Raw genomic sequence first — 18,170 nt, 5'->3', positions numbered from 1 at the left:
GCCGATGACCGACAAAAGCAACGACCCCATTGCCATGTGGCAGAAGATGGTTGGCGAGATGGAGAAGGGGTTCAACTCCTTCGCCAATCAGGCCATGTCGTCGCCCGAGTTTTCGCAAGCCGTGAACCGGGCCGGCGGCGTTGCTGCAGGTGCTCAGAAGCAGCTCGGCGACCTCATGGAGAAATATCTGGTCTCCATGAATCTGCCGAGCCGGGACCAGGTCACCGGCCTTGCGGAACGGCTACAGTCCATCGAAGGACAGATCGGTGAGATCAAGTCGATGCTGAGCCAGATGGCGGCAAGTTCCGGAATTTCTCAGGGCTCCGATACTGCATTGCGCCCGCCGCGCACCAAGCGCCCGCCGTCTGAAGGCGGAGAGAAGACATGAATGCACCCGCCGGATTAGACTTCGCAGGGATCCCGGAGCGCATCCAGTCCGAGGTGCAACGCGCCATCCAGAGAAGCATCAAGGGCGTCGAATATTTCTCGACGTCCGGCCCCACGCTCGGGTCGACGCCGAAGGACGTGCTGCATTCACGCGGCACGATGAGCCTCTACCACTATCGACCGATGTCCGACGAGATCTATCGAATTCCGATTTTGATCGTGATGGCGACCACCAATCGCGGTTACATTCTCGACCTCGTGCCCGGCCAGAGTTTCATCGAGTTCCTGTTGAAGCGCGGCTACGACGTCTACATGCTCGACTGGAGCGCGCCACGGCCGGAGGAGAAGAGCCTCCGCATGGAGGATTATGTCCTCGACTTCATCCCGGACTGCATCCGCCGCGTGCAGCAGGATTCCGGCGAACAGGACGTCTCCGTCATCGGCTATTGCTTCGGCGGCGTGCTGTCGCTGCTCTACGGCTCGATCCACAAGGATGGGCCGATGAAGAATTTGATCTGCTTCACCACGCCGATCGACTTTCGCGAGATGAAGCTGTTCTCGAACTTCTCCGACCGTCGCTATTTCGACGTCGATCGCCTCGTCGACAGCGTCGGCAACGTGCCGCCCGAGATGATCCTGTCGTCGTTCGAGATGCTGCGCCCGGCCTCCCGCACCGTCAGCCAGATCCAGCTCTGGGAAAACATCTGGAACGACGAGTTCGTCAAATCCTACCGGATGTTCGACCGCTGGGCGACCGACACGCTGCCGCTGGCCGGCGAATATTTCCGCACCATCACCAAGGACCTGATGTGGGACAACAAGCTGTTCAACGACACCATGTCGGTCGGCGGCCGTGCGGCGAAGCTCGAGGACATCAAGGTGCCGTTCCTGCATGCGGTCGCCGAGCATGACCACATCGTGCCGTATGAGGCGGCAAAGCACCTGATCGCCAAGATCGGATCGGAGGACAAGGAGGAGGTGATGCTGAAGGGCGGTCACGTCTCGCTGGTCGCCGGCGCCAATGCGGTGAAGCGGCTGTGGCCGAAACTGGATTCCTGGCTGGGGAAGAGATCGACATGAGTGAGCAGCGTTCCTATCCGCGCCATGTGAAGACGGACGCGGGCGATATCGAGATCCGCCTGATGTCCCCGGCGGACGAAGCCGCGGTGCTCGCCTTCGGCAAGGGCCTGCCGACCCACGACCTGTTGTTCCTGCCGCGCAACATCAGTGAGCCGAAGGTGCTCTCCGCCTGGGTCAAGGAGATCGCGCGCGGCGCGATCACGAGCCTGCTCGCGGTCAGGGACGGCACGGTCGTCGGCTGCGGCACGCTGGTGCGCGATCCGCACTCCTGGTCGCCTCATGTCGGCGAGATCCGGATGGTGGTTTCGCTCGACGTGCGCGGGAAGGGGGTGGGAAGGACGCTGTCGCAGGAGACCTTCGCCCTCGCGCTCGGGGCCGGCCTCGAGAAGCTCTCGGTCCAAATGACGGTCGATCAGCAGGCGGCGATCACCCTGTTCGAGAGCCTTGGCTTCAAGGCCGAGGCACTGCTGCGCGACCATGTTCGCGACGTCGACGGAAAGACCCACGATATCGTCGTGCTCGGGCACAACATCGCGCAGGTCCAGGCCCAGATGGAGGCCTATGGGCTGCCTGGCGCCGTCCAGCATTGAGAACCGCTGGACGGTGTTCGGGAACCCGGATGGTCAGGGAGGCGCCAGATGCCTCTCAACATGGCTATTCACGGTTTCGTGATATCGCACTGCAATATGGATATTGCGTCGCACAATTAACTATGGCATATAAGCCGTGCCCCGGGCCAAAACCGGACGGGGTGAGCCCATAGCTCAACCAATGAGGATGGAGAGACCCCCAATGACCACCGAAACCAACACCGTTTTCGAAGGCTTCAAGGACGCGTTCAAGAACATCCAGAACCTGGAAGTTCCCGAGGCCGCCCGCGAGTTCGTCAAGAAGTCCGCCAACACTGCCAAGGATCGTGCTGCCGAGGTGTTCGCTGGCTCCGAGCGCGTGACCGCCGCCGTCGAAAACGCGGTGACCGAGACCGTCACCGAAGCCGGCAAGATCAGCCGCAACATCCAGCAGGCGATCTACGAGGACGCCGAGGCATTCTTCGCGGGCATCGACAAGCTCGCGTCCGCCAAGTCGTTCAGCGAAGCTGTCGAGATCCAGTCCGGCCTGCTCCGCGCCCGCGGCGAAGCGTTCGTCTCGCGCGCCAAGGCGACCACCGACTATTTCGGCAAGCTCGCCGCTAACGGTGCGAAGTCCGCTCAGGACAATTTTGCCAAGGTCTACAACAAGACCGCCTGATACGGCCCCCTGAGTAAAAACTGAATTTGAGGCCCGCTTCGGCGGGCCTTTTGTTATTCCGCCGTAGCTGTCATTGCGAGCGAAGCGAAGCAATCCAGTCTGCCTCCTTGGAAAGACTCTGGATTGCTTCGCTTCGTTCGCAATGACGGATAGGGTGATGCTGTGATGACTCCATCAGGCGCCTTCTCTTTCGACACTCCCGGCGATGCCGAACGCGCAGCCGAATTGCGCCGCGTGAAAGCGCTGGCGACGCTGGTGCTGGGCTCGACGCTTGTCCTGTTCGTCGTTGCGAAATGGCTGCTGCCCGTACATCCCGTGTTCGGATTCATCGCGGCCTTCGCCGAAGCCGCGACCATCGGCGGGCTCGCCGACTGGTATGCGGTGGTCGCGCTGTTCAAGCGTCCACTCGGCCTGCCGATCCCACACACCGCGATCATCCAGAGCAACCAGGCCCGTATCGCCGACAAGCTCGGCGAGTTCATCCAGGTGCATTTCCTCGAGGCCGCTCCCGTCGAGGCCAAGCTGAAGGAGATCGATTTCGGCTCCTTCGTCGCCGACTGGCTGCGCGATCGCAAGCGCAGCGATGACCTCGCGCGCTTTGCGCTGCGCCTGCTGCCGGAGGCTGTCTCCGCGACCGAGAGCTCCGGTCTGATGACCTTCATCATCCGCCGCATGTCCTCGCAGCTCCAGGCCGTCGATCTGGCGCCGCTCGCGGCCGGCACGTTGCGCGGCTTCGTCGCGGAAGGGCGGCACCAGATCCTGTTCGACGATCTTCTGCGCGTGATGCACGAGACGCTGAACCAGACCGAGACGATGGCGATCATCCGCGAGAAGGTGCGCGCGGAATTGCCGACCTTGCTCAGGCTCTATCGCGCCGACAAGTTTCTGGTGAACAAGATCGTGGCCTCCGCCACCGCGTTCTTCAATGAAGTGCGCAGCGATCCCAAACATCCTTTTCGCGGCGAGTTCGATCGCATGGTGCTGAGCTTCGTCGACCGGCTCGGCACCGACCAGGCCTATATCGACCGCATCGACGGCTTGAAGCGCGATCTGCTCGCGCGTCCCGAGCTTGCCGATCTCGCCCGCACCGTCTGGGCCAATACGCGGTCCTTCATCGAACGTAGTGCAAGCGGCGAGACGCAGGTGCTGCAGCATCATCTCGCGGGCATGTGTGTCGCGGCGGGCGAAGCGCTTGCGGGCGATGCCGAGCTGCGCGGCGAGATCAACAAGGGGCTGGTCGCGGTGCTGCGCAGTTTCGTCGCGGACCAGAAGAGCGGCGTCTCGACCTTCATCTCCGACCAGGTCAAATCGTGGGATATGGCGCAGCTGATTTCGCTGATCGAAATCAACATTGGCCGCGACCTGCAATACATCCGCTTCAACGGCTCGCTGATCGGCGGGCTGGCGGGTCTTGCGCTTTACTCCGTAGAATTCCTGCTTCGATTGTTGTGACTTTTGCGTCACGGACGTCAGCATTAACGCGCGGGCCTATTGTGGCCCGGAGTGTCTCCCGCTTGAATGTCGGGAACCCGCTGCCTAGCTGATTCATGTTGCGTTGCGGAACGATCAAGAAGCCGGCGTGTTGGAATCCCATACCCATTTGCCGGCAAACAACCGGTGGCCTTTTCAGCAATTTTCCCAAGGGGACCATTGATGACCGCTACTGCCCAGACGCTGAGCCCGCCGTCTCGCACCCTGATGTTCCTGGAAGGGCGAGCGATCCACGAGTTCGGCGCCTTCCTCGGCGCGCTGCCGCTGCTCAGCCTCGCGCCGCGCGGCGATGGGCATCCGGTGCTGGTTCTGCCGGGCCTCGTGGCCTCCGACGGGTCCACGCGTGCACTGCGCACCTTTCTGTCCGGCAAGGGCTATGCGGTGAGCGGCTGGCGCCAAGGCCGCAACTATGGCCTGCGCGAGGGCGTGCAGCACGCGATGGTGGATCTGGTTCAGGAGCTCAGCGACAGGCACGGCCGCAAGATCAGCCTGGTCGGCTGGAGCCTCGGCGGTCTCTATGCGCGCCAGCTCGCCAAGATGATGCCCGACCGCGTACGCCAGGTGATCACGCTCGGCAGCCCCTTTGCCGGCGATCCGCATTCGACCAATGCCTGGCGAGTCTATGAATGGGCGAGCGGCCGGAAGTCCAACGAGGTCGACCCGCAGTTCGGCGGCGATCTCGCCGTTCCGCCGCCGGTGCCGACCACGGCGATCTTCAGCCGCACCGACGGCGTCTGCGCCTGGCAGGGCTGCATGGAGAAGACGGGCGCGCAGACCGAGAGCATCGAGATCGAGAGCAGCCATTGCGGCATGGGCCATCATCCCGCCGCTGTCTTCGCGGTGGCTGATCGCCTTGCGCAGAAGGAAGGCAGCTGGCGGCCCTTCGACCGCAGCGGCTGGCGCAGCGTGGTCTATCCCGATCCGCATCGGTAATTCTTTGCCTCTCTCCGTAAGAACGGGGCAAGGGAGAAGAGCGTCGCACCCGTCCATTGTCGTGCCCGCACCAAACGCGCTATGCCTCGCGCATGGCGCATCCGTTGTCCCGCATCATCGATCAGCTCAAGCGCGAGCCGTCGCGCACCGGCTCTATCGTCATCACGGTATTCGGTGATGCCATCGTGCCGCGTGGCGGTTCGGTATGGCTCGGCACGCTGCTGGAATTCTTCGAGACCCTGGACATCGACAGCGGCGTGGTGCGTACCGCGATGTCGCGGCTTGCTGCCGATGGCTGGCTGACGCGCGAAAAGGTCGGCCGCAATAGTTTTTACCGCTTGGCCGACAAGGGCCGCCAGATCTTCGAGGCCGCGACACGCCATATCTACGATCCGCCGCCATCCGACTGGACCGGGCGCTTCGAGCTGCTTCTGATCGGCAATGGCGAGGATCGCGATGCCTCGCGCGAGGCGCTCCGCAATGCCGGCTTCGGCAGCCCGCTGCCGGGCGTGTGGGTCGCCCCGTCAGGCGTGCCAGTGCCCGGCGAGGCCGCGGGCGCCATCCGTCTGGAGGTCTCGGCCGAGGATGACAGTGGTCGCCGGCTGCTCAGTGCGAGCTGGCCACTGGATCGCACCGCGGACGCCTATCTCAAGTTCATGAAGACGTTCGAGCCGCTGCGCGCCGCGATCGCGCGCGGCAGCGACTTGTCCGAGGCCGACGCCTTCACGGCGCGCATCCTCCTGATCCACCATTATCGCCGAGTCGTGCTGCGCGATCCGCTGCTGCCCGAAAGCCTGCTTCCGGCGAACTGGCCAGGCAAGGCCGCCCGTGCGTTGTGCGGCGACATCTATCGCGCGCTGCTTGTCCCATCGGAACAATGGCTTGATGGTCGTGGGACCAATGAAAAGGGGCCATTGCCGCTGGCGCGGAAACTCCTGGAGAGGAGATTCGAGACTTGATTGTTATGTTACAGAAATATCTTGCGTGATCTGATTCTTGTTATATATTGCTCAATAAAATGGGAGGATGCGCATGTATACCCAGGCGCTGAACACGGCCGAGACCGATGATCGCGGCCTCGAGGATGCGGCCAAGGCTGCGCAGTTCCAGACGCGCATCGATGCCGAGGAGCGCATCGAGCCGAACGACTGGATGCCGGCGGCTTATCGCAAGACGCTGACCCGCCAGATCTCCCAGCACGCTCATTCCGAAATCGTCGGCATGCTGCCCGAAGGCAACTGGATCACCCGCGCGCCGTCCTTGCGCCGCAAGGCCGCGCTGCTCGCCAAGGTGCAGGACGAGTGCGGCCACGGGCTCTATCTCTATGCCGCGGCCGAGACGCTCGGCACTTCGCGCGAAGAGCTGGTCGACGCCATGCTCGCGGGCAAGGCCAAATATTCCTCGATCTTCAACTACCCGACCCTCACCTGGGCCGACATCGGCACCATCGGCTGGCTGGTCGACGGCGCCGCGATCATGAACCAGATTCCGCTGTGTCGCTGCTCCTATGGTCCTTACGCGCGCGCGATGATCCGCGTCTGCAAGGAGGAGTCGTTCCATCAGCGCCAGGGCTATGAGATCATGCTGACGCTGTGCCGTGGCTCGGACGAGCAGAAGGCGATGGCGCAGGATGCCTTGAATAGGTGGTGGTGGCCGGTGCTGATGATGTTTGGCCCGCCCGATGCCACCAGCCAGCACAGCGACACCTCGACGAAGTGGAAGATCAAGCGCTTCTCCAATGACGAGCTGCGGCAGAAGTTCGTCGACGCCACCGTGCCGCAGGCGCAATATCTCGGCCTGACCATTCCCGATCCCGGCATGATTCAGGACGCCGATGGGCACTGGCGCTACAGCGAGATCGACTGGACCGAGTTCAAGCAGGTGCTCGCCGGCAACGGCCCATGCAACCGGGATCGCATCGCGGCACGCCGCAAGGCGCACGATGAGGGCGCCTGGGTGCGCGAGGCGGCAGCTAGCTATGCCGCAAAGCGCACGCAGCGTCGAACTGCACAAGCGGCAGAGTAGGGAGATTGCGATGGCCACGCCGAACACGCCGCTGTGGGAAGTCTTCATTCGCAGCCGCAACGGGCTCGCGCACAAGCATGTCGGCTCGCTGCATGCGAGCGACGCCACGATGGCCTTGCAAGCCGCCCGCGATATCTACACGCGTCGCGGTGAGGGCCTTTCGATCTGGGTGGTGCCGTCGACGGCGATCACCGCAAGCGATCCCGCCGAGAAGGGCATGATGTTCGAGCCGGCGGAATCAAAGATCTACCGCCACCCGACGTTTTACGAGGTGCCTGAGGAAGTAGGACACATGTGATGGCGAACATCGAGGTCTCCGAAACACCGCTGGTGCTCTACGCATTACGCCGCGCCGACGACGCGCTGATCCTCGGCCACCGCCTGTCGGAATGGTGCGGGCATGCGCCGATGATGGAAGAGGACATGGCGCTCTCCAACATCGCGCTCGACCTCATCGGCCAGGCCCGCGAGCTCTACACCTACGCAGCCAAAGCCGAAGGCAAGGACAACGACGAAGACAAGCTCGCCTACCTTCGCGATGTCAGGCAGTATCGCAATCTGCTGCTCCTCGAGCAGCCGAACGGCGACTTTGCCCAGACGATGGTGCGGCAGTTCTTCTATTCCGCCTTCGCCGATCTCTACTGGCGCGCCATGATGACCTCGCGCGATACGACGCTCGCTGCGATTGCCGCGAAGTCGGAGAAGGAGAGTGCCTATCATTTGCGGCATTCCTCGGAGTGGATGATCCGGCTCGGCGACGGCACCGACGAGAGCCATGCCCGCGCGCAAGCTGCGATCGATCATCTCTGGGCGTTCACCGGCGAGATGTTTGCCGTCGACGACGGCGAGCGCGCCTTGATCCATGCCGGTATCGCCGTAGACCCAGGGACCTTGCGGGGTCGCTGGCTGACGACACTTTCGGATGTGATCGGCGAAGCAACGCTCAAGCTGCCGCAGAACGACTGGATGCAGCAGGGCGGTCGCGTGGGCCGGCACAGCGAGCATCTCGGCCATCTCCTCTCAGAGCTGCAATCGATACAGCGTACCTTCCCGGGGCAGACATGGTGACGGTGCTGGAGCCCCATAGCGACCTGCGCCGACGGGCCTGGGATGCCGCGGCGAGCGTGGTCGATCCCGAAATCCCGGTTTTGACCATCGCCGATCTCGGGGTGCTGCGTGATGTCGTCCTCGACGGCGATCAGGTCGAGGTCGCGATCACCCCGACCTATTCGGGCTGTCCGGCCATGAACATGATCGCGCTGGAAATCGAGGTCGCGCTGGAGCGCGCCGGTTTCCGCAGTCCAAAGGTCCGCACCGTGCTGTCGCCGGCCTGGACCACCGACTGGATGAGCGAAGAGGGCCGCCGGAAGCTTCATGCCTACGGCATCGCACCGCCGCAGGCCTCGAATTCACGCCGCGCGCTGTTCGGCGAGCAAGCCGTTGTGTGCCCGCAATGCGGCTCGGCGAATACCGAGCTGCTGTCCGAATTCGGCTCCACCTCCTGCAAGGCACTCTGGCGCTGCATGGCGTGCCGCGAACCCTTCGACTACTTCAAGTGTCATTGACCATGTCAGCAGTCGCACCACGCTTTCATCGCCTGGCCGTCAACGACCTCCGCCGCGAGGCGTCGGACGCCATATCGCTGACATTCGCCATCCCGACGGAGCTTGCGACCGACTACGCTTTCATGCCCGGCCAATACCTCACACTCCGCACCATGCTGGATGGCGAGGAAGTGCGCCGCTCCTATTCGATCTGCTCCGGCCCCGACGACGGCGAGATACGGATCGCCGTCAAGAAGGTTGATGGAGGCGCGTTTTCGAGCTGGGCAGCGGACGATTTGAAGTGTGGCGACGCGCTGGACGTGATGACGCCCACGGGACGCTTCGGCGTGATCCCGCCGGCCGGCGGCGGCCGCATCCATGTCGGCTTTGCCGCTGGGTCCGGCATCACGCCGATCCTGTCGATCGTCAAGGGCGTCCTCGCGCGCGAAGCCGACAGCCGCTTCTTCCTGTTCTACGGCAATCGCACGACCGACAACATCATGTTCCTCGAGGCGCTCGAAGAGCTCAAGGATCGCTTCATCGACCGCCTCTCGATCTTCCACGTCATCTCGGGCGAGGAACAGGACATTCCGATCCTGCACGGCCGGCTCGACGGCGACAAGGTGAGGGTGCTGCTGCGCTCGCTGGTACCGGCGGAAAGCGTCGATCACGTCTTCATCTGCGGTCCGTCCGGCATGAGCGAGGACATCGAGGCGACCTGTCGCGATCTCGGCATCGCGGAGGAGCGTATCCATGTCGAGCGGTTTGTCTCGGAGTTCGGTGGCAAGCCGCGGCCGAAGAAGATCGTTGCGCCGGACGCGCCGCCGAAAGCGATCGCGTCGCTGATCATCGACGGCAAGCGCCGCGACGTGCCGGTGGCAGAGGACGAGGCGATCCTCGATGCCGCGCTACGCGCCGGTGTCGATCTGCCCTTCGCCTGTAAGGGCGGCATGTGCTCGACCTGCCGTGCCAAACTGGTGGAGGGCGAGGCGCCGATGGAGATCAACTACTCGCTGGAACCCTGGGAGCTGAAGGCCGGCTTTGTCCTGACCTGTCAGGCCAAGCCATCGTCGGAGCGGGTCGTGGTCGACTACGACCACGTTTGACAGTTTTAGCCAGGCAGCAGAACATCGTGTCCAAACAATCGGACGGGAGAAGCGCGTGAACGTCAAAGCCGCCTTGTCGCCCGAGGATATTGCCCGCGCCTGCGGCGATGCGATGTGGGCGGAGGACGATGCCTCCAAAGGACTCGGCATGGAGATCGTCGAGATCGGCCCGGGGTTCGCGACGCTGGCGATGAATGTGCGGCCGGATATGGTCAACGGTCAGCGCATCGTCCATGGCGGCTTCATCTTCACGCTGGCCGATTCCGCCTTCGCTTTCGCGTGCAACTCGCACAACGACCGCGTCGTGGCGGCGCAGGGACAGATCACCTTCATCAAGCCGGGCAAGCTCGGCGATCGCCTCGTCGCAAAGGCCCGCGAGGTCACGCGTGGCGGCCGCTCCGGCATCTATGACGTGCGCGTCACCGCTGGCGATACAGTCATCGCCGAATTCCGCGGGCATTCGCGGGTCATTCCCGGAAACTGGCTGCCGGCGCAGGATCAATAAAGGAAAGCAATGATACGGGGAAACGAGGATGGCTCTGACGAGGCTCAAGGAAGGTGGCAACACCTATAAGGCCGAGCTGGATGCGCACGAGCGTGCATCGCGCGACGAGATCATGGCACTCCAGGTGCAGCGGCTGGCCTGGTCGCTGAAGCACGCTTACCACAACGTCGCGCACTATCGCAAGGCCTTCGACGCGGCCGGCGTGCACCCGTCCGACTTTCGCGAGCTCTCGGATCTTGCGAAATTTCCGTTCACCGTAAAAACGGACCTGCGCGACAATTATCCCTTCAACATGTTTGCCGTGCCCCGTGAGAAACTGGTGCGCGTGCATGCGTCCTCCGGCACGACGGGCAAGCCGATCGTGGTGGGCTATACGCAACGCGACATCGACACCTGGTCGGACGTGATGGCACGCTCGATCCGCGCCGCGGGCGGCCGCACCGGCATGATCATCCACAATGCTTATGGCTACGGTCTTTTCACAGGCGGGCTTGGCGTGCACTACGGCGCCGAAAAACTCGGCTGCACTGTGGTGCCGATCTCCGGGGGCATGACCGAGCGGCAGGTGCAGCTCATCAACGATTTTCGGCCCGACATCATTACGGTGACGCCGAGCTATATGCTGGCGATCCTCGACGAGTTCAAGCGTCAGAAGCTCGATCCGCGCCAATGCTCGCTCAAGGTCGGCATCTTCGGCGCGGAGCCGTGGACCAATGCGATGCGCGGCGAGATCGAAGATGCCTTCGACATGGATGCGACCGACATCTACGGTCTCTCCGAGGTGATCGGCCCCGGCGTCGCGCAGGAATGCATCGAGACCAAGGACGGCCTGCATATCTGGGAGGATCATTTCTATCCCGAAGTGATCGATCCCGACACCGGTGCGGTGCTGCCCGACGGGGAGAAGGGCGAACTGGTGTTTACATCGCTCACCAAGGAAGCCTTTCCGGTGATCCGCTATCGCACCCGCGACCTGACGCGGCTTCTGCCGGGCACGGCGCGGCCCGGCATGCGGCGGATGGAGAAGGTCACGGGGCGCTCGGACGACATGATCATCCTGCGCGGCGTCAACCTGTTCCCGACCCAGATCGAGGAGGTTCTGCTCGCCACCGACTGGTGCGGCGGGCATTTCATTCTGGAATTGACTCGGGAAGGACGCATGGACGAGTTGACCATCATCGCCGAGGCGCGGCCGGAGAGTTGGGATGGCCGGGGTCTCCTCGACCATGCCGATCGGATCTCAACCCATATCAAGAACACGATCGGGATCAGCTCCAACGTGCGGGTGGTTGCGCCTGCGACGCTGGAACGCTCGCTCGGCAAGGCGAAGCGGCTCTACGACAAGCGGCCGAAGGATTAAGTTGACGGGATTGACTTGACGGATTGACTTGACTGCCCTCAGAGGCGACAAGGCCCGCGAGAAATCGCGGATCTTTTCCATGTCGTCAGCCAATCCCAAAGCCGTCGAGGCGCGCTGCGTCCGCGTCAATGCCAAGGCCGAGAACGCCGCTGGGATTGCACCTCGCGTCGAGCCTCATACGCTCGCGCGCGGTCCGAACGATCTCCTGATCGAGATCAAGGCCGCCGCCGTCAATCCGTCCGACGTCAAGGCCGCGACTGGGCTAATGGCCTATGCCATCTTCCCGCGCACGCCGGGGCGCGATTACGCCGGCGTGGTGATCGACGGGCCGGCCGGTACGATGGGCCGCGAGGTGTTCGGCTCCTCCGGCGATCTCGGCATCCGCCGCGACGGCACTCACGCCAGCCATCTCGTCGTTGAATCCGACGCGGTGGTGGAGAAGCCGAAGACCGTGTCTTGGGAGGAGGCCGCCGGCATCGGCGTGCCCTTTGTCACCGCCATGGAGGGTTTTCGCCGCGCCGGCATTCCAAAGCCCGGGGAAACGGTGCTGGTGTTCGGCGCCAACGGCAAGGTTGGTCAAGCGGCGGTGCAGATCGCGACGTGGCAGGGTGCGCATGTCATCGGCGTGGTGCGCAAGGCGGAACCTTATGAGGGCCACACCAATGCATCCATCGAGGTGATCGACGCTTCCGCGACCGACGTCGCCACACGCGTGCGCGAGTTGACCGATGGCAAAGGCGCCGACATCGTCTTCAACACGGTCGGCGATCCCTATTTCCAGGCGGCGCACAAGTCGCTCGCGCTTCGCGGCCGCCAGATCCTGATCGCCGCCATCGACCGCATCGTGCAGTTCAACATTCTCGAATTCTACCGCGGGCAACACACCTATGTCGGCGTCGACACGCTCGGCCTGTCGTCGATCGCGACAGGCGCTGTGCTGCGTGACCTCGGCCCGGGCTTCGCGAGCGGGCACCTGAAACCGTTTCCGATCAAGGCGAACGCCGTCTATCCGCTCGAACGCGCGAAGGAGGCCTATGTCGCCGTTGCAGGCTCCTCGCGGGATCGCGTGATCCTGAAACCTTGATCATGGATTCGTCTCCACAACTCATCATCCTCGCCGGCCTCGTCGTCGGCCTGGTCTACGGCGCTGTCGGCCTGCTCAGCGGCTTCTGCCTGATGAGCAGCATGCGCGGCTGGTTGTCGGAGGGGGATGGGCGGTTGGTCCGAACCTATGCGCTGGCGATCGCGGTTGCGACCACAGCGAGCCAGTTCCTCGCCGGCACCGGCATGGTCAATCTCGGCAAGTCGATTTACCTGCAACAGTCCTTCTCGATGCCGGTGCTGTTTCTCGGCGGACTTCTGTTCGGATACGGCATGGTACTGTCCAACGGCTGCGGTTCGCGCGCGCTGGTGCTGCTCGGTCGTGGCAATCTCCGCTCCTTCGTCGTGGTGGTCGTGCTCGCCATCGCCGCGCAGATGACGCTCAAGGGCCTGATCGCGCCGGCGCGCATCGCCGTGGTCCAGGCCTCGCAAACCACGGTCAACGTGAATTCGCTGCCGTCATTGTTCGCCATGTTCGGTCCGGCTGAAGCGCTTTCGCGCGCAATGGCTGCTGCTGTCGTTGTCGTCACGCTGATCCTGTTTGCTTTCGCGCACCCAGCGTTCCGACGTTCGCCCGGCCAGATTGCAGCCGGTGTCGTCGTCGGTCTCCTCGTCGCCGGGGGCTGGTTCGTCACCGGCTATCTCGGCGCGGATGATTTCAACCCCGTCCCCGTGACCTCGCTTACCTTCGTCGCGCCGATCGCGGACAGCCTGCAATATGCCATGCTCTCGACGGGCCTGACGCTGAATTTCGGCATCGCGACGGTTGCAGGTGTCTTCGCCGGCAGTCTGGTCACCGCGCTTGCGACGGGCCGTTTCCATCTCGAAGGCTATTCCTCGCCACGCCATATGCTGCGATCGGCGGCTGGCGCCGCACTGATGGGCATCGGCGGCGTGATGGCGTTCGGCTGTTCGATCGGCCAAGGGCTCACCGGCGTGTCGACGCTCGCGCTCGGCTCATTCGTCGCCGTCGCCGGCATCCTGCTCGGCACGACGGCGGGATTGCGCGGGATGCTGCGCGTTCAGCCCTTCGCGGTAGCCTGACCACGCAGCAGGCGATCGCCGAGCGTTGCGAGACCGATGCCGGTGATGATCAGCGCGGCCGCTGTCACCAGACTCATGTCGATCGGCTCGCCCAGCAGGATCGCGGCGCTGGCGATGCCGACGAGCGGCGTTGCGGTGGTGCCGAGCGAGGTCGTCAGGGCCGAGATGCTCTTATTCACCATCGACATCGCCCAATAGGCGAGCACCGTCCCGATCAGCCCGGAATACAGGAACAGCAACACGAGTCTCCACGACCACTCCACATGCGGCAGGCCATCCGCGATGGTCGCGCTCACCGATAGCACGATGGTTGCCACGAGCACTTGCCAGATCAGAAGCTGGAGCGGCGAGGCAATCCAGCGATGGGCGCGGATATAGATAATGTTCGCGGCCCATGAGATCGCGGCCAGGATCACCATGCCGGCGCCGAGCACGACATTGGTGTTGGTCCAGTCGATCGAGGCCGGGTTCAGGATGACGATCAGGCCGATCAGGCCCAGCAGCGCGCCGGCGAGCTTCGGCGCCGTCAAAGTGTCCTTCCCGAGTAGCGGCGCGGCGATCGCGACCCAGAGTGGCGTGGTGTAGCCGAGCACAACGGCCTTGCTCGCGGGTAGGAAGCGCACACCGGCCGCAACCAGGACCGAGAACACGGTCATGTGCAGCAGTGCAACGCTCAGGACCACCGGGATGTCGCGACGCTCCGGAATCATCAGATTGTTGCTGAGCCCGAGGATCACGAACAATCCAGCCAGCGCGATCCAACTCCGGATCGCTGAAGCCCACAGTGGTGGAAGGAATTGGACGAGTTGCTTCGTCACCGACCAGTTTATGCCCCAAGCCAGCACGACGATGAGAAACAGGCCAACGGCTGCGCGGGGGGATAGGGAGTTCATTTCGGAGGTCCTTGAAGCAGTCCAGTCCAGCGGATAGCATCTCGTCTGGCACCTGAAACAGTGCCAGATCGGAAAGGAATAGGGTGCCAGTTCCGGACAGCATGATCTCCGCCCTGATCGACCTGAACCGGGCCGACGACGAGGGGCTGGTGGCTCAACTGACGAGCCAGCTCCGAAGCTTGATCGCGACCGGGCGTCTCGTCAAAGGCCGCACGCTGCCGTCGAGCCGTGGGCTTGCGAGCGATCTCGGCGTCTCGCGCAACACCGTCAGCTATGCGTTCGAGCAACTCGCCGCCGAGGGATATCTCGAAGCCTCGCACGGCCGCCGTCCGATGGTTGCGGTCGACGGCGGCGAGCGCGTCACAGAGGCTGGCGCCGTCGCATCTCGCATACGCCCTGGCAAGCCGCGGCTTTCGCCCTGGGCGTCGAGCCTCACGCAGACCGACTGGCCGATGTCTTATCAGGCGCGACTGAGACCCTTGCGTCCCGGACATGGCGATTTCAGGGAGTTTCCCAACGAGGTCTGGGCGCGCTGCCTGCGCCGCAGCGCTGTGCGCGCGGCGAGGCGCGAGCTCGGACCGGTCAATCGGCCGCGCCTGCGCGAGGCACTGGCGCATTATCTTGCGACCAGCAGGGGCGTGCGCGCGACGGCGGATCAGATCCTGATTCTGCCGAGCGCGCAGGCTGCGCTGACCCTGATCGCGGCCGCCGTCATCACCCCCGGCGACGATGTCTGGGTCGAGGATCCCGGCTATCCCGGCGCCGCGGCCGCCTTCCGCGCATCCGGTGCGCGCGTGATCGGGATGAGTTTGGACGAGCAGGGCATGCAGCGGATTCGTGGCTTGGCGGCCCCGACCTTGATCTTCATGACGCCGTCGCATCAGCACCCGACCGGCCGCCTGATGTCGCTCTCGCGCCGCACGGAGTTTCTTGGCCTGAGCAGGCCCGGCAAGACCTGGATCGTGGAGGACGATTACGACGGCGAATTCCACTATGATAGCCGGCCGGTGCCGGCCTTGCAGGGACTCGATGCCCACGGCCGCGTGTTCTATGTCGGCACGTTCTCCAAGGTCATGACCTCGGATATCCGGCTTGGCTACCTCGTCGTACCGCCGGCCATGGTCGGTACTCTCGAGATCGTACAGCGGCACATCGGACTGATCGCCGCGAGCCACATCCAGGAGGCGCTGGCCGAGTTCATTGCCGACGGGCATTTCCTGGCGCATCTGCGCCGGGTGCGCCGGATCTATCACGCCCGCCGCGATCACCTCGTGGAGGGATTGGAGCGCCATTTGGGCGATGTGCTCTCTGCCGAAGTGCCCCCCGGTGGCATTCAGCTCGTCGCGCGTCTCAAGCGCGGTCGCGCTGATCAGGTGGCGGTCAAGCGGCTGGTCGAAGCGGGCGTTGAAACGCGTGCCCTGTCCGGCTTGGCACTGGGCAGGCCGCGCGACCACGGCCTGCTGCTCGGCTTCGCGGCCTGGCGCGAGAGCGAGATCACCGCGGCGGTGCGAACAATGGCGTCGTGCTTCTAGCGCAGTCGCGCTAATCCACGGCCTTGGTCACGATGCGGATTTCCGACGTCAGCGTCCGGTGCACCGGGCACTTGTCGGCGATCTCCATCAATTTCTTGCGCTGCTCGGGATCGAGCGCGCCGTCCATCGCGATGTCGCGCTCGATCTGGTCGAGCATGCCATCGCGCGTCTCGCATTCCGCGCAGTCTTTTGCATAGATCTTGGAATGCTTCAGTGAGACGGTGACACGATCGAGCGGCAACGACTTGCGGTTGGCATAGAGGCGCATGGTCATCGAGGTACAGGCCCCGAGGCCAGCGAGCAGGAGATCGTAAGGACCAGGGCCGGCATCCTCGCCGCCGGCGGCGACCGGCTCGTCCGCGACGAGCTGATGCGGACCGACGGAGATGGTCTGGTTGAACTTGCTCTTGCGGGTCTCCTGCACCACGACCCGGCGCGGCGCCTCGGGGAGATCCATCGCCTTCGCAGGTTTGGCCGCGTCGATGTACCGGCTCGCCCAGGCCGCGATCACGTCGGCTGCATAGAGCGCGTCGGCCGGCTTGGTCAGGAGATGATCGGCATGGTCGAGCGAGACGAAGCTCTTGGGATGCCTGGCGGAGACGAAGAGCTTCGTCGCATTGTCGATACCGACGGTATCGTCGACCGGAGAATGCATCACCAACAGCGCCTTGTGCAGGCCGGCGACGTCTTTCATCAGCTCGTGCTCGGCGACGTCGTCGAGGAATTCGCGCTTGATCCGGAACGGGCGTCCCGCAAGCGAGACTTCGACCTCACCTTGCGTGCGAATGTCGCCGAGATGCTCTTTGAAAAGGCCGGTGACGTGGGCGGGATCGGATGGTGCCGCAATGGTCACAACCGCCTTGGCTTCCGGGATTCGTCCTGCTGCCGCAAGGATCGCGGCGCCGCCGAGGCTGTGACCGATCAGAATCGACGGCGCCTTGCGGACGCTACGCAGATGATCGGCGGCGCGCACGAGATCGGCAACGTTGGAGGAAAACGTCGAATTGGCAAAATCCCCCTCGCTGGAGCCGAGCCCGGTGAAGTCGAAGCGCAGCACCGCGATGCCCTTGGCGGCCAGCGCGACCGAGATGCGTTTGGCGGCCAGCGTGTCCTTGCCGCAGGTGAAGCAATGCGCGAACAGCGCGAAGGCCCCGGGCTCGCCGTCGGGTAGCTCCAGCGCGGCCGAAAGCTGATGGCCGCCTTCGCCGGTGAATTGAAAGCGCTCTGTCGGCATGGGTTTCCCCCGTTCCTTGCTGAACCTAGTCGCCCGAATAGCGTTGCTCTGCCCAGGGATCGCCGCGGTTATGGTAGCCACGGACTTCCCAGAAGCCCGGCGCGTCCTCGGTCAGGAATTCGATCGACTGAACCCATTTGGCGTCTTCCAGAAATACAGATGCGGCACGACCAGCCGTACCGGGCCGCCATGTTCGGCCGACAATGGCTCACCGGACCAGCTATGGGCGAGCAATGCGTCCTCGGCGGCAAAGTCGTCCAGCGCGAGGTTGGTGGTGTAGCCATCATGGGAATGCAACACGACGAAGCGCGCGTCCGGGCGCGGCTGGCAGGCCGCGAGCAGCTCGCGCGTGGCGAGCCCCTCCCACTCATTGTCGTAGCGCGACCAGGTGGTGACGCAGTGGATGTCGGAGATGAACTGCGCCTGCTTCTGGGCGGCGAACTCGGCAAAGGTCCAGAACACGGGGTTCTCGATCGCGCCGTAGACGTCGAGGCGCCAGTGCTCGCGCGAAATCGGCGGTACGACTCCGAGATCGAGCACCGGCCAGTCCTTTGTCAGATGCTGACCGGGCGGCAGGCGCTGATCTTCCGGGCGCGTGATCTTGCCTGTCAAAAAGCGGCCCTCGCGCGCCCATTTTTCCTTGGTGCGCGTCAGCTTGCTGTCGGGCGGCTCGTTGTCTTCGGCCAT

Annotated in this window: 19 protein-coding genes and 1 pseudogene; 17 read left to right on the top strand and 3 right to left on the bottom strand. The window is 63.9% G+C overall.

From position 1 onward, the window contains the following. The first annotated feature begins 4 nt into the window (after positions 1-4). The 16 genes from IVB50_RS40515 to IVB50_RS40440 all read left to right on the top strand — a co-directional run bounded on the left by IVB50_RS40515 (position 5) and on the right by IVB50_RS40440 (position 13,824). Complete coding sequence (locus IVB50_RS40515; RefSeq protein ID WP_018457027.1) at positions 5-388, top strand: hypothetical protein; 384 nt, start codon at positions 5-7, stop codon at positions 386-388. Further along, positions 385-1,467 carry an alpha/beta fold hydrolase gene (locus IVB50_RS40510; protein WP_026233284.1) on the top strand — a complete coding sequence of 361 codons (1,083 nt, stop codon included), beginning with the start codon at positions 385-387 and terminating at the stop codon, positions 1,465-1,467. Before IVB50_RS40515 ends, IVB50_RS40510 begins: the two co-directional genes overlap by 4 nt. Further along, positions 1,464-2,057, top strand: coding sequence for a GNAT family N-acetyltransferase (locus IVB50_RS40505; RefSeq protein WP_018457025.1), 594 nt, complete (start codon positions 1,464-1,466; stop codon positions 2,055-2,057). Before IVB50_RS40510 ends, IVB50_RS40505 begins: the two co-directional genes overlap by 4 nt. A 202-nt stretch (positions 2,058-2,259) precedes the next feature. Next, complete coding sequence (locus IVB50_RS40500) at positions 2,260-2,715, top strand: phasin (RefSeq protein WP_018457024.1); 456 nt, start codon at positions 2,260-2,262, stop codon at positions 2,713-2,715. Between the two features lie 165 nt (positions 2,716-2,880). Then, positions 2,881-4,167 (top strand): DUF445 domain-containing protein, encoded by a 1,287-nt coding sequence (locus tag IVB50_RS40495; protein WP_018457023.1) that lies wholly within the window; start codon positions 2,881-2,883, stop codon positions 4,165-4,167. 201 nt (positions 4,168-4,368) lie between these two features. Continuing rightward, positions 4,369-5,139 carry an alpha/beta hydrolase gene (locus IVB50_RS40490; protein ID WP_018457022.1) on the top strand — a complete coding sequence of 257 codons (771 nt, stop codon included), beginning with the start codon at positions 4,369-4,371 and terminating at the stop codon, positions 5,137-5,139. A gap of 92 nt (positions 5,140-5,231) precedes the next feature. Further along, the gene (gene paaX / locus IVB50_RS40485) at positions 5,232-6,098 is read left to right on the top strand and encodes a phenylacetic acid degradation operon negative regulatory protein PaaX (protein ID WP_018457021.1); all 867 of its coding nucleotides are present in this window, start codon (positions 5,232-5,234) and stop codon (positions 6,096-6,098) included. A gap of 73 nt (positions 6,099-6,171) precedes the next feature. Further along, positions 6,172-7,164, top strand: a complete 993-nt coding sequence (paaA, locus tag IVB50_RS40480; RefSeq protein ID WP_026233283.1) for a 1,2-phenylacetyl-CoA epoxidase subunit PaaA — start codon at positions 6,172-6,174, stop codon at positions 7,162-7,164. 10 nt (positions 7,165-7,174) lie between these two features. Further along, positions 7,175-7,462: a 1,2-phenylacetyl-CoA epoxidase subunit PaaB gene (paaB, locus tag IVB50_RS40475; protein ID WP_008136594.1), complete on the top strand. Its 288-nt coding sequence runs from the start codon at positions 7,175-7,177 to the stop codon at positions 7,460-7,462. Beyond that, positions 7,462-8,232: a 1,2-phenylacetyl-CoA epoxidase subunit PaaC gene (gene paaC / locus IVB50_RS40470; protein ID WP_018457019.1), complete on the top strand. Its 771-nt coding sequence runs from the start codon at positions 7,462-7,464 to the stop codon at positions 8,230-8,232. Before paaB ends, paaC begins: the two co-directional genes overlap by 1 nt. Then, on the top strand, positions 8,226-8,729 hold the full coding sequence (gene paaD, locus IVB50_RS40465; protein WP_247300231.1) for a 1,2-phenylacetyl-CoA epoxidase subunit PaaD: 504 nt from the start codon (positions 8,226-8,228) through the stop codon (positions 8,727-8,729). Before paaC ends, paaD begins: the two co-directional genes overlap by 7 nt. Positions 8,730-8,731: 2 nt before the next feature. Further along, complete coding sequence (gene paaE, locus IVB50_RS40460; protein WP_247300229.1) at positions 8,732-9,814, top strand: 1,2-phenylacetyl-CoA epoxidase subunit PaaE; 1,083 nt, start codon at positions 8,732-8,734, stop codon at positions 9,812-9,814. Between the two features lie 55 nt (positions 9,815-9,869). Next, complete coding sequence (gene paaI, locus IVB50_RS40455; RefSeq protein ID WP_247300227.1) at positions 9,870-10,319, top strand: hydroxyphenylacetyl-CoA thioesterase PaaI; 450 nt, start codon at positions 9,870-9,872, stop codon at positions 10,317-10,319. A 28-nt stretch (positions 10,320-10,347) separates the two neighbouring features. Then, positions 10,348-11,679 carry a phenylacetate--CoA ligase PaaK gene (gene paaK, locus IVB50_RS40450; protein WP_018457015.1) on the top strand — a complete coding sequence of 444 codons (1,332 nt, stop codon included), beginning with the start codon at positions 10,348-10,350 and terminating at the stop codon, positions 11,677-11,679. Positions 11,680-11,758: 79 nt separating this feature from the next. Further along, positions 11,759-12,763, top strand: a complete 1,005-nt coding sequence (locus tag IVB50_RS40445) for a zinc-binding alcohol dehydrogenase family protein (RefSeq protein WP_026233282.1) — start codon at positions 11,759-11,761, stop codon at positions 12,761-12,763. A 2-nt stretch (positions 12,764-12,765) separates the two neighbouring features. Next, positions 12,766-13,824: a YeeE/YedE family protein gene (locus IVB50_RS40440; protein ID WP_026233281.1), complete on the top strand. Its 1,059-nt coding sequence runs from the start codon at positions 12,766-12,768 to the stop codon at positions 13,822-13,824. On the opposite strand, the gene IVB50_RS40435 is transcribed toward IVB50_RS40440, so the two are convergent. Further along, entirely contained in the window at positions 13,803-14,717 is a 915-nt protein-coding gene (locus IVB50_RS40435; RefSeq protein ID WP_026233280.1) for a DMT family transporter, read from the bottom strand. The two genes, IVB50_RS40440 and IVB50_RS40435, sit on opposite strands and share 22 nt — an antisense overlap. A gap of 101 nt (positions 14,718-14,818) precedes the next feature. Here IVB50_RS40435 and IVB50_RS40430 point away from each other — a divergent pair, with 101 nt between their 5' ends. Next, on the top strand, positions 14,819-16,249 hold the full coding sequence (locus IVB50_RS40430; protein WP_018457011.1) for a PLP-dependent aminotransferase family protein: 1,431 nt from the start codon (positions 14,819-14,821) through the stop codon (positions 16,247-16,249). Between the two features lie 10 nt (positions 16,250-16,259). Here IVB50_RS40430 and IVB50_RS40425 read toward each other — a convergent pair whose 3' ends face one another. Both IVB50_RS40425 and IVB50_RS40420 read right to left on the bottom strand, forming a co-directional pair. Continuing rightward, the gene (locus IVB50_RS40425; RefSeq protein ID WP_204510620.1) at positions 16,260-17,483 is read right to left on the bottom strand and encodes a bifunctional alpha/beta hydrolase/OsmC family protein; all 1,224 of its coding nucleotides are present in this window, start codon (positions 17,481-17,483) and stop codon (positions 16,260-16,262) included. A gap of 25 nt (positions 17,484-17,508) precedes the next feature. Continuing rightward, positions 17,509-18,170 (bottom strand): annotated as a pseudogene (locus IVB50_RS40420) (sulfite oxidase-like oxidoreductase).

Source organism: Bradyrhizobium sp. 87, assembly GCF_023073015.1.
Taxonomy (GTDB): domain Bacteria; phylum Pseudomonadota; class Alphaproteobacteria; order Rhizobiales; family Xanthobacteraceae; genus Bradyrhizobium; species Bradyrhizobium canariense_D.
Note: the sequence above shows the minus strand (reverse complement) of the source record. Positions and strands in the feature narration are given on the sequence as shown.

Coding starts and splice junctions, on each gene's coding strand:
- IVB50_RS40515 (WP_018457027.1), top strand. CDS start 5: ATGACCGACAAAAGCAACGACCCCATTGCCATGTGGCAGAAGATGGTT.
- IVB50_RS40510 (WP_026233284.1), top strand. CDS start 385: ATGAATGCACCCGCCGGATTAGACTTCGCAGGGATCCCGGAGCGCATC.
- IVB50_RS40505 (WP_018457025.1), top strand. CDS start 1,464: ATGAGTGAGCAGCGTTCCTATCCGCGCCATGTGAAGACGGACGCGGGC.
- IVB50_RS40500 (WP_018457024.1), top strand. CDS start 2,260: ATGACCACCGAAACCAACACCGTTTTCGAAGGCTTCAAGGACGCGTTC.
- IVB50_RS40495 (WP_018457023.1), top strand. CDS start 2,881: ATGACTCCATCAGGCGCCTTCTCTTTCGACACTCCCGGCGATGCCGAA.
- IVB50_RS40490 (WP_018457022.1), top strand. CDS start 4,369: ATGACCGCTACTGCCCAGACGCTGAGCCCGCCGTCTCGCACCCTGATG.
- paaX (WP_018457021.1), top strand. CDS start 5,232: ATGGCGCATCCGTTGTCCCGCATCATCGATCAGCTCAAGCGCGAGCCG.
- paaA (WP_026233283.1), top strand. CDS start 6,172: ATGTATACCCAGGCGCTGAACACGGCCGAGACCGATGATCGCGGCCTC.
- paaB (WP_008136594.1), top strand. CDS start 7,175: ATGGCCACGCCGAACACGCCGCTGTGGGAAGTCTTCATTCGCAGCCGC.
- paaC (WP_018457019.1), top strand. CDS start 7,462: ATGGCGAACATCGAGGTCTCCGAAACACCGCTGGTGCTCTACGCATTA.
- paaD (WP_247300231.1), top strand. CDS start 8,226: ATGGTGACGGTGCTGGAGCCCCATAGCGACCTGCGCCGACGGGCCTGG.
- paaE (WP_247300229.1), top strand. CDS start 8,732: ATGTCAGCAGTCGCACCACGCTTTCATCGCCTGGCCGTCAACGACCTC.
- paaK (WP_018457015.1), top strand. CDS start 10,348: ATGGCTCTGACGAGGCTCAAGGAAGGTGGCAACACCTATAAGGCCGAG.
- IVB50_RS40445 (WP_026233282.1), top strand. CDS start 11,759: ATGTCGTCAGCCAATCCCAAAGCCGTCGAGGCGCGCTGCGTCCGCGTC.
- IVB50_RS40440 (WP_026233281.1), top strand. CDS start 12,766: ATGGATTCGTCTCCACAACTCATCATCCTCGCCGGCCTCGTCGTCGGC.
- IVB50_RS40435 (WP_026233280.1), bottom strand. CDS start 14,717: ATGAACTCCCTATCCCCCCGCGCAGCCGTTGGCCTGTTTCTCATCGTC.
- IVB50_RS40430 (WP_018457011.1), top strand. CDS start 14,819: ATGATCTCCGCCCTGATCGACCTGAACCGGGCCGACGACGAGGGGCTG.
- IVB50_RS40425 (WP_204510620.1), bottom strand. CDS start 17,483: ATGCCGACAGAGCGCTTTCAATTCACCGGCGAAGGCGGCCATCAGCTT.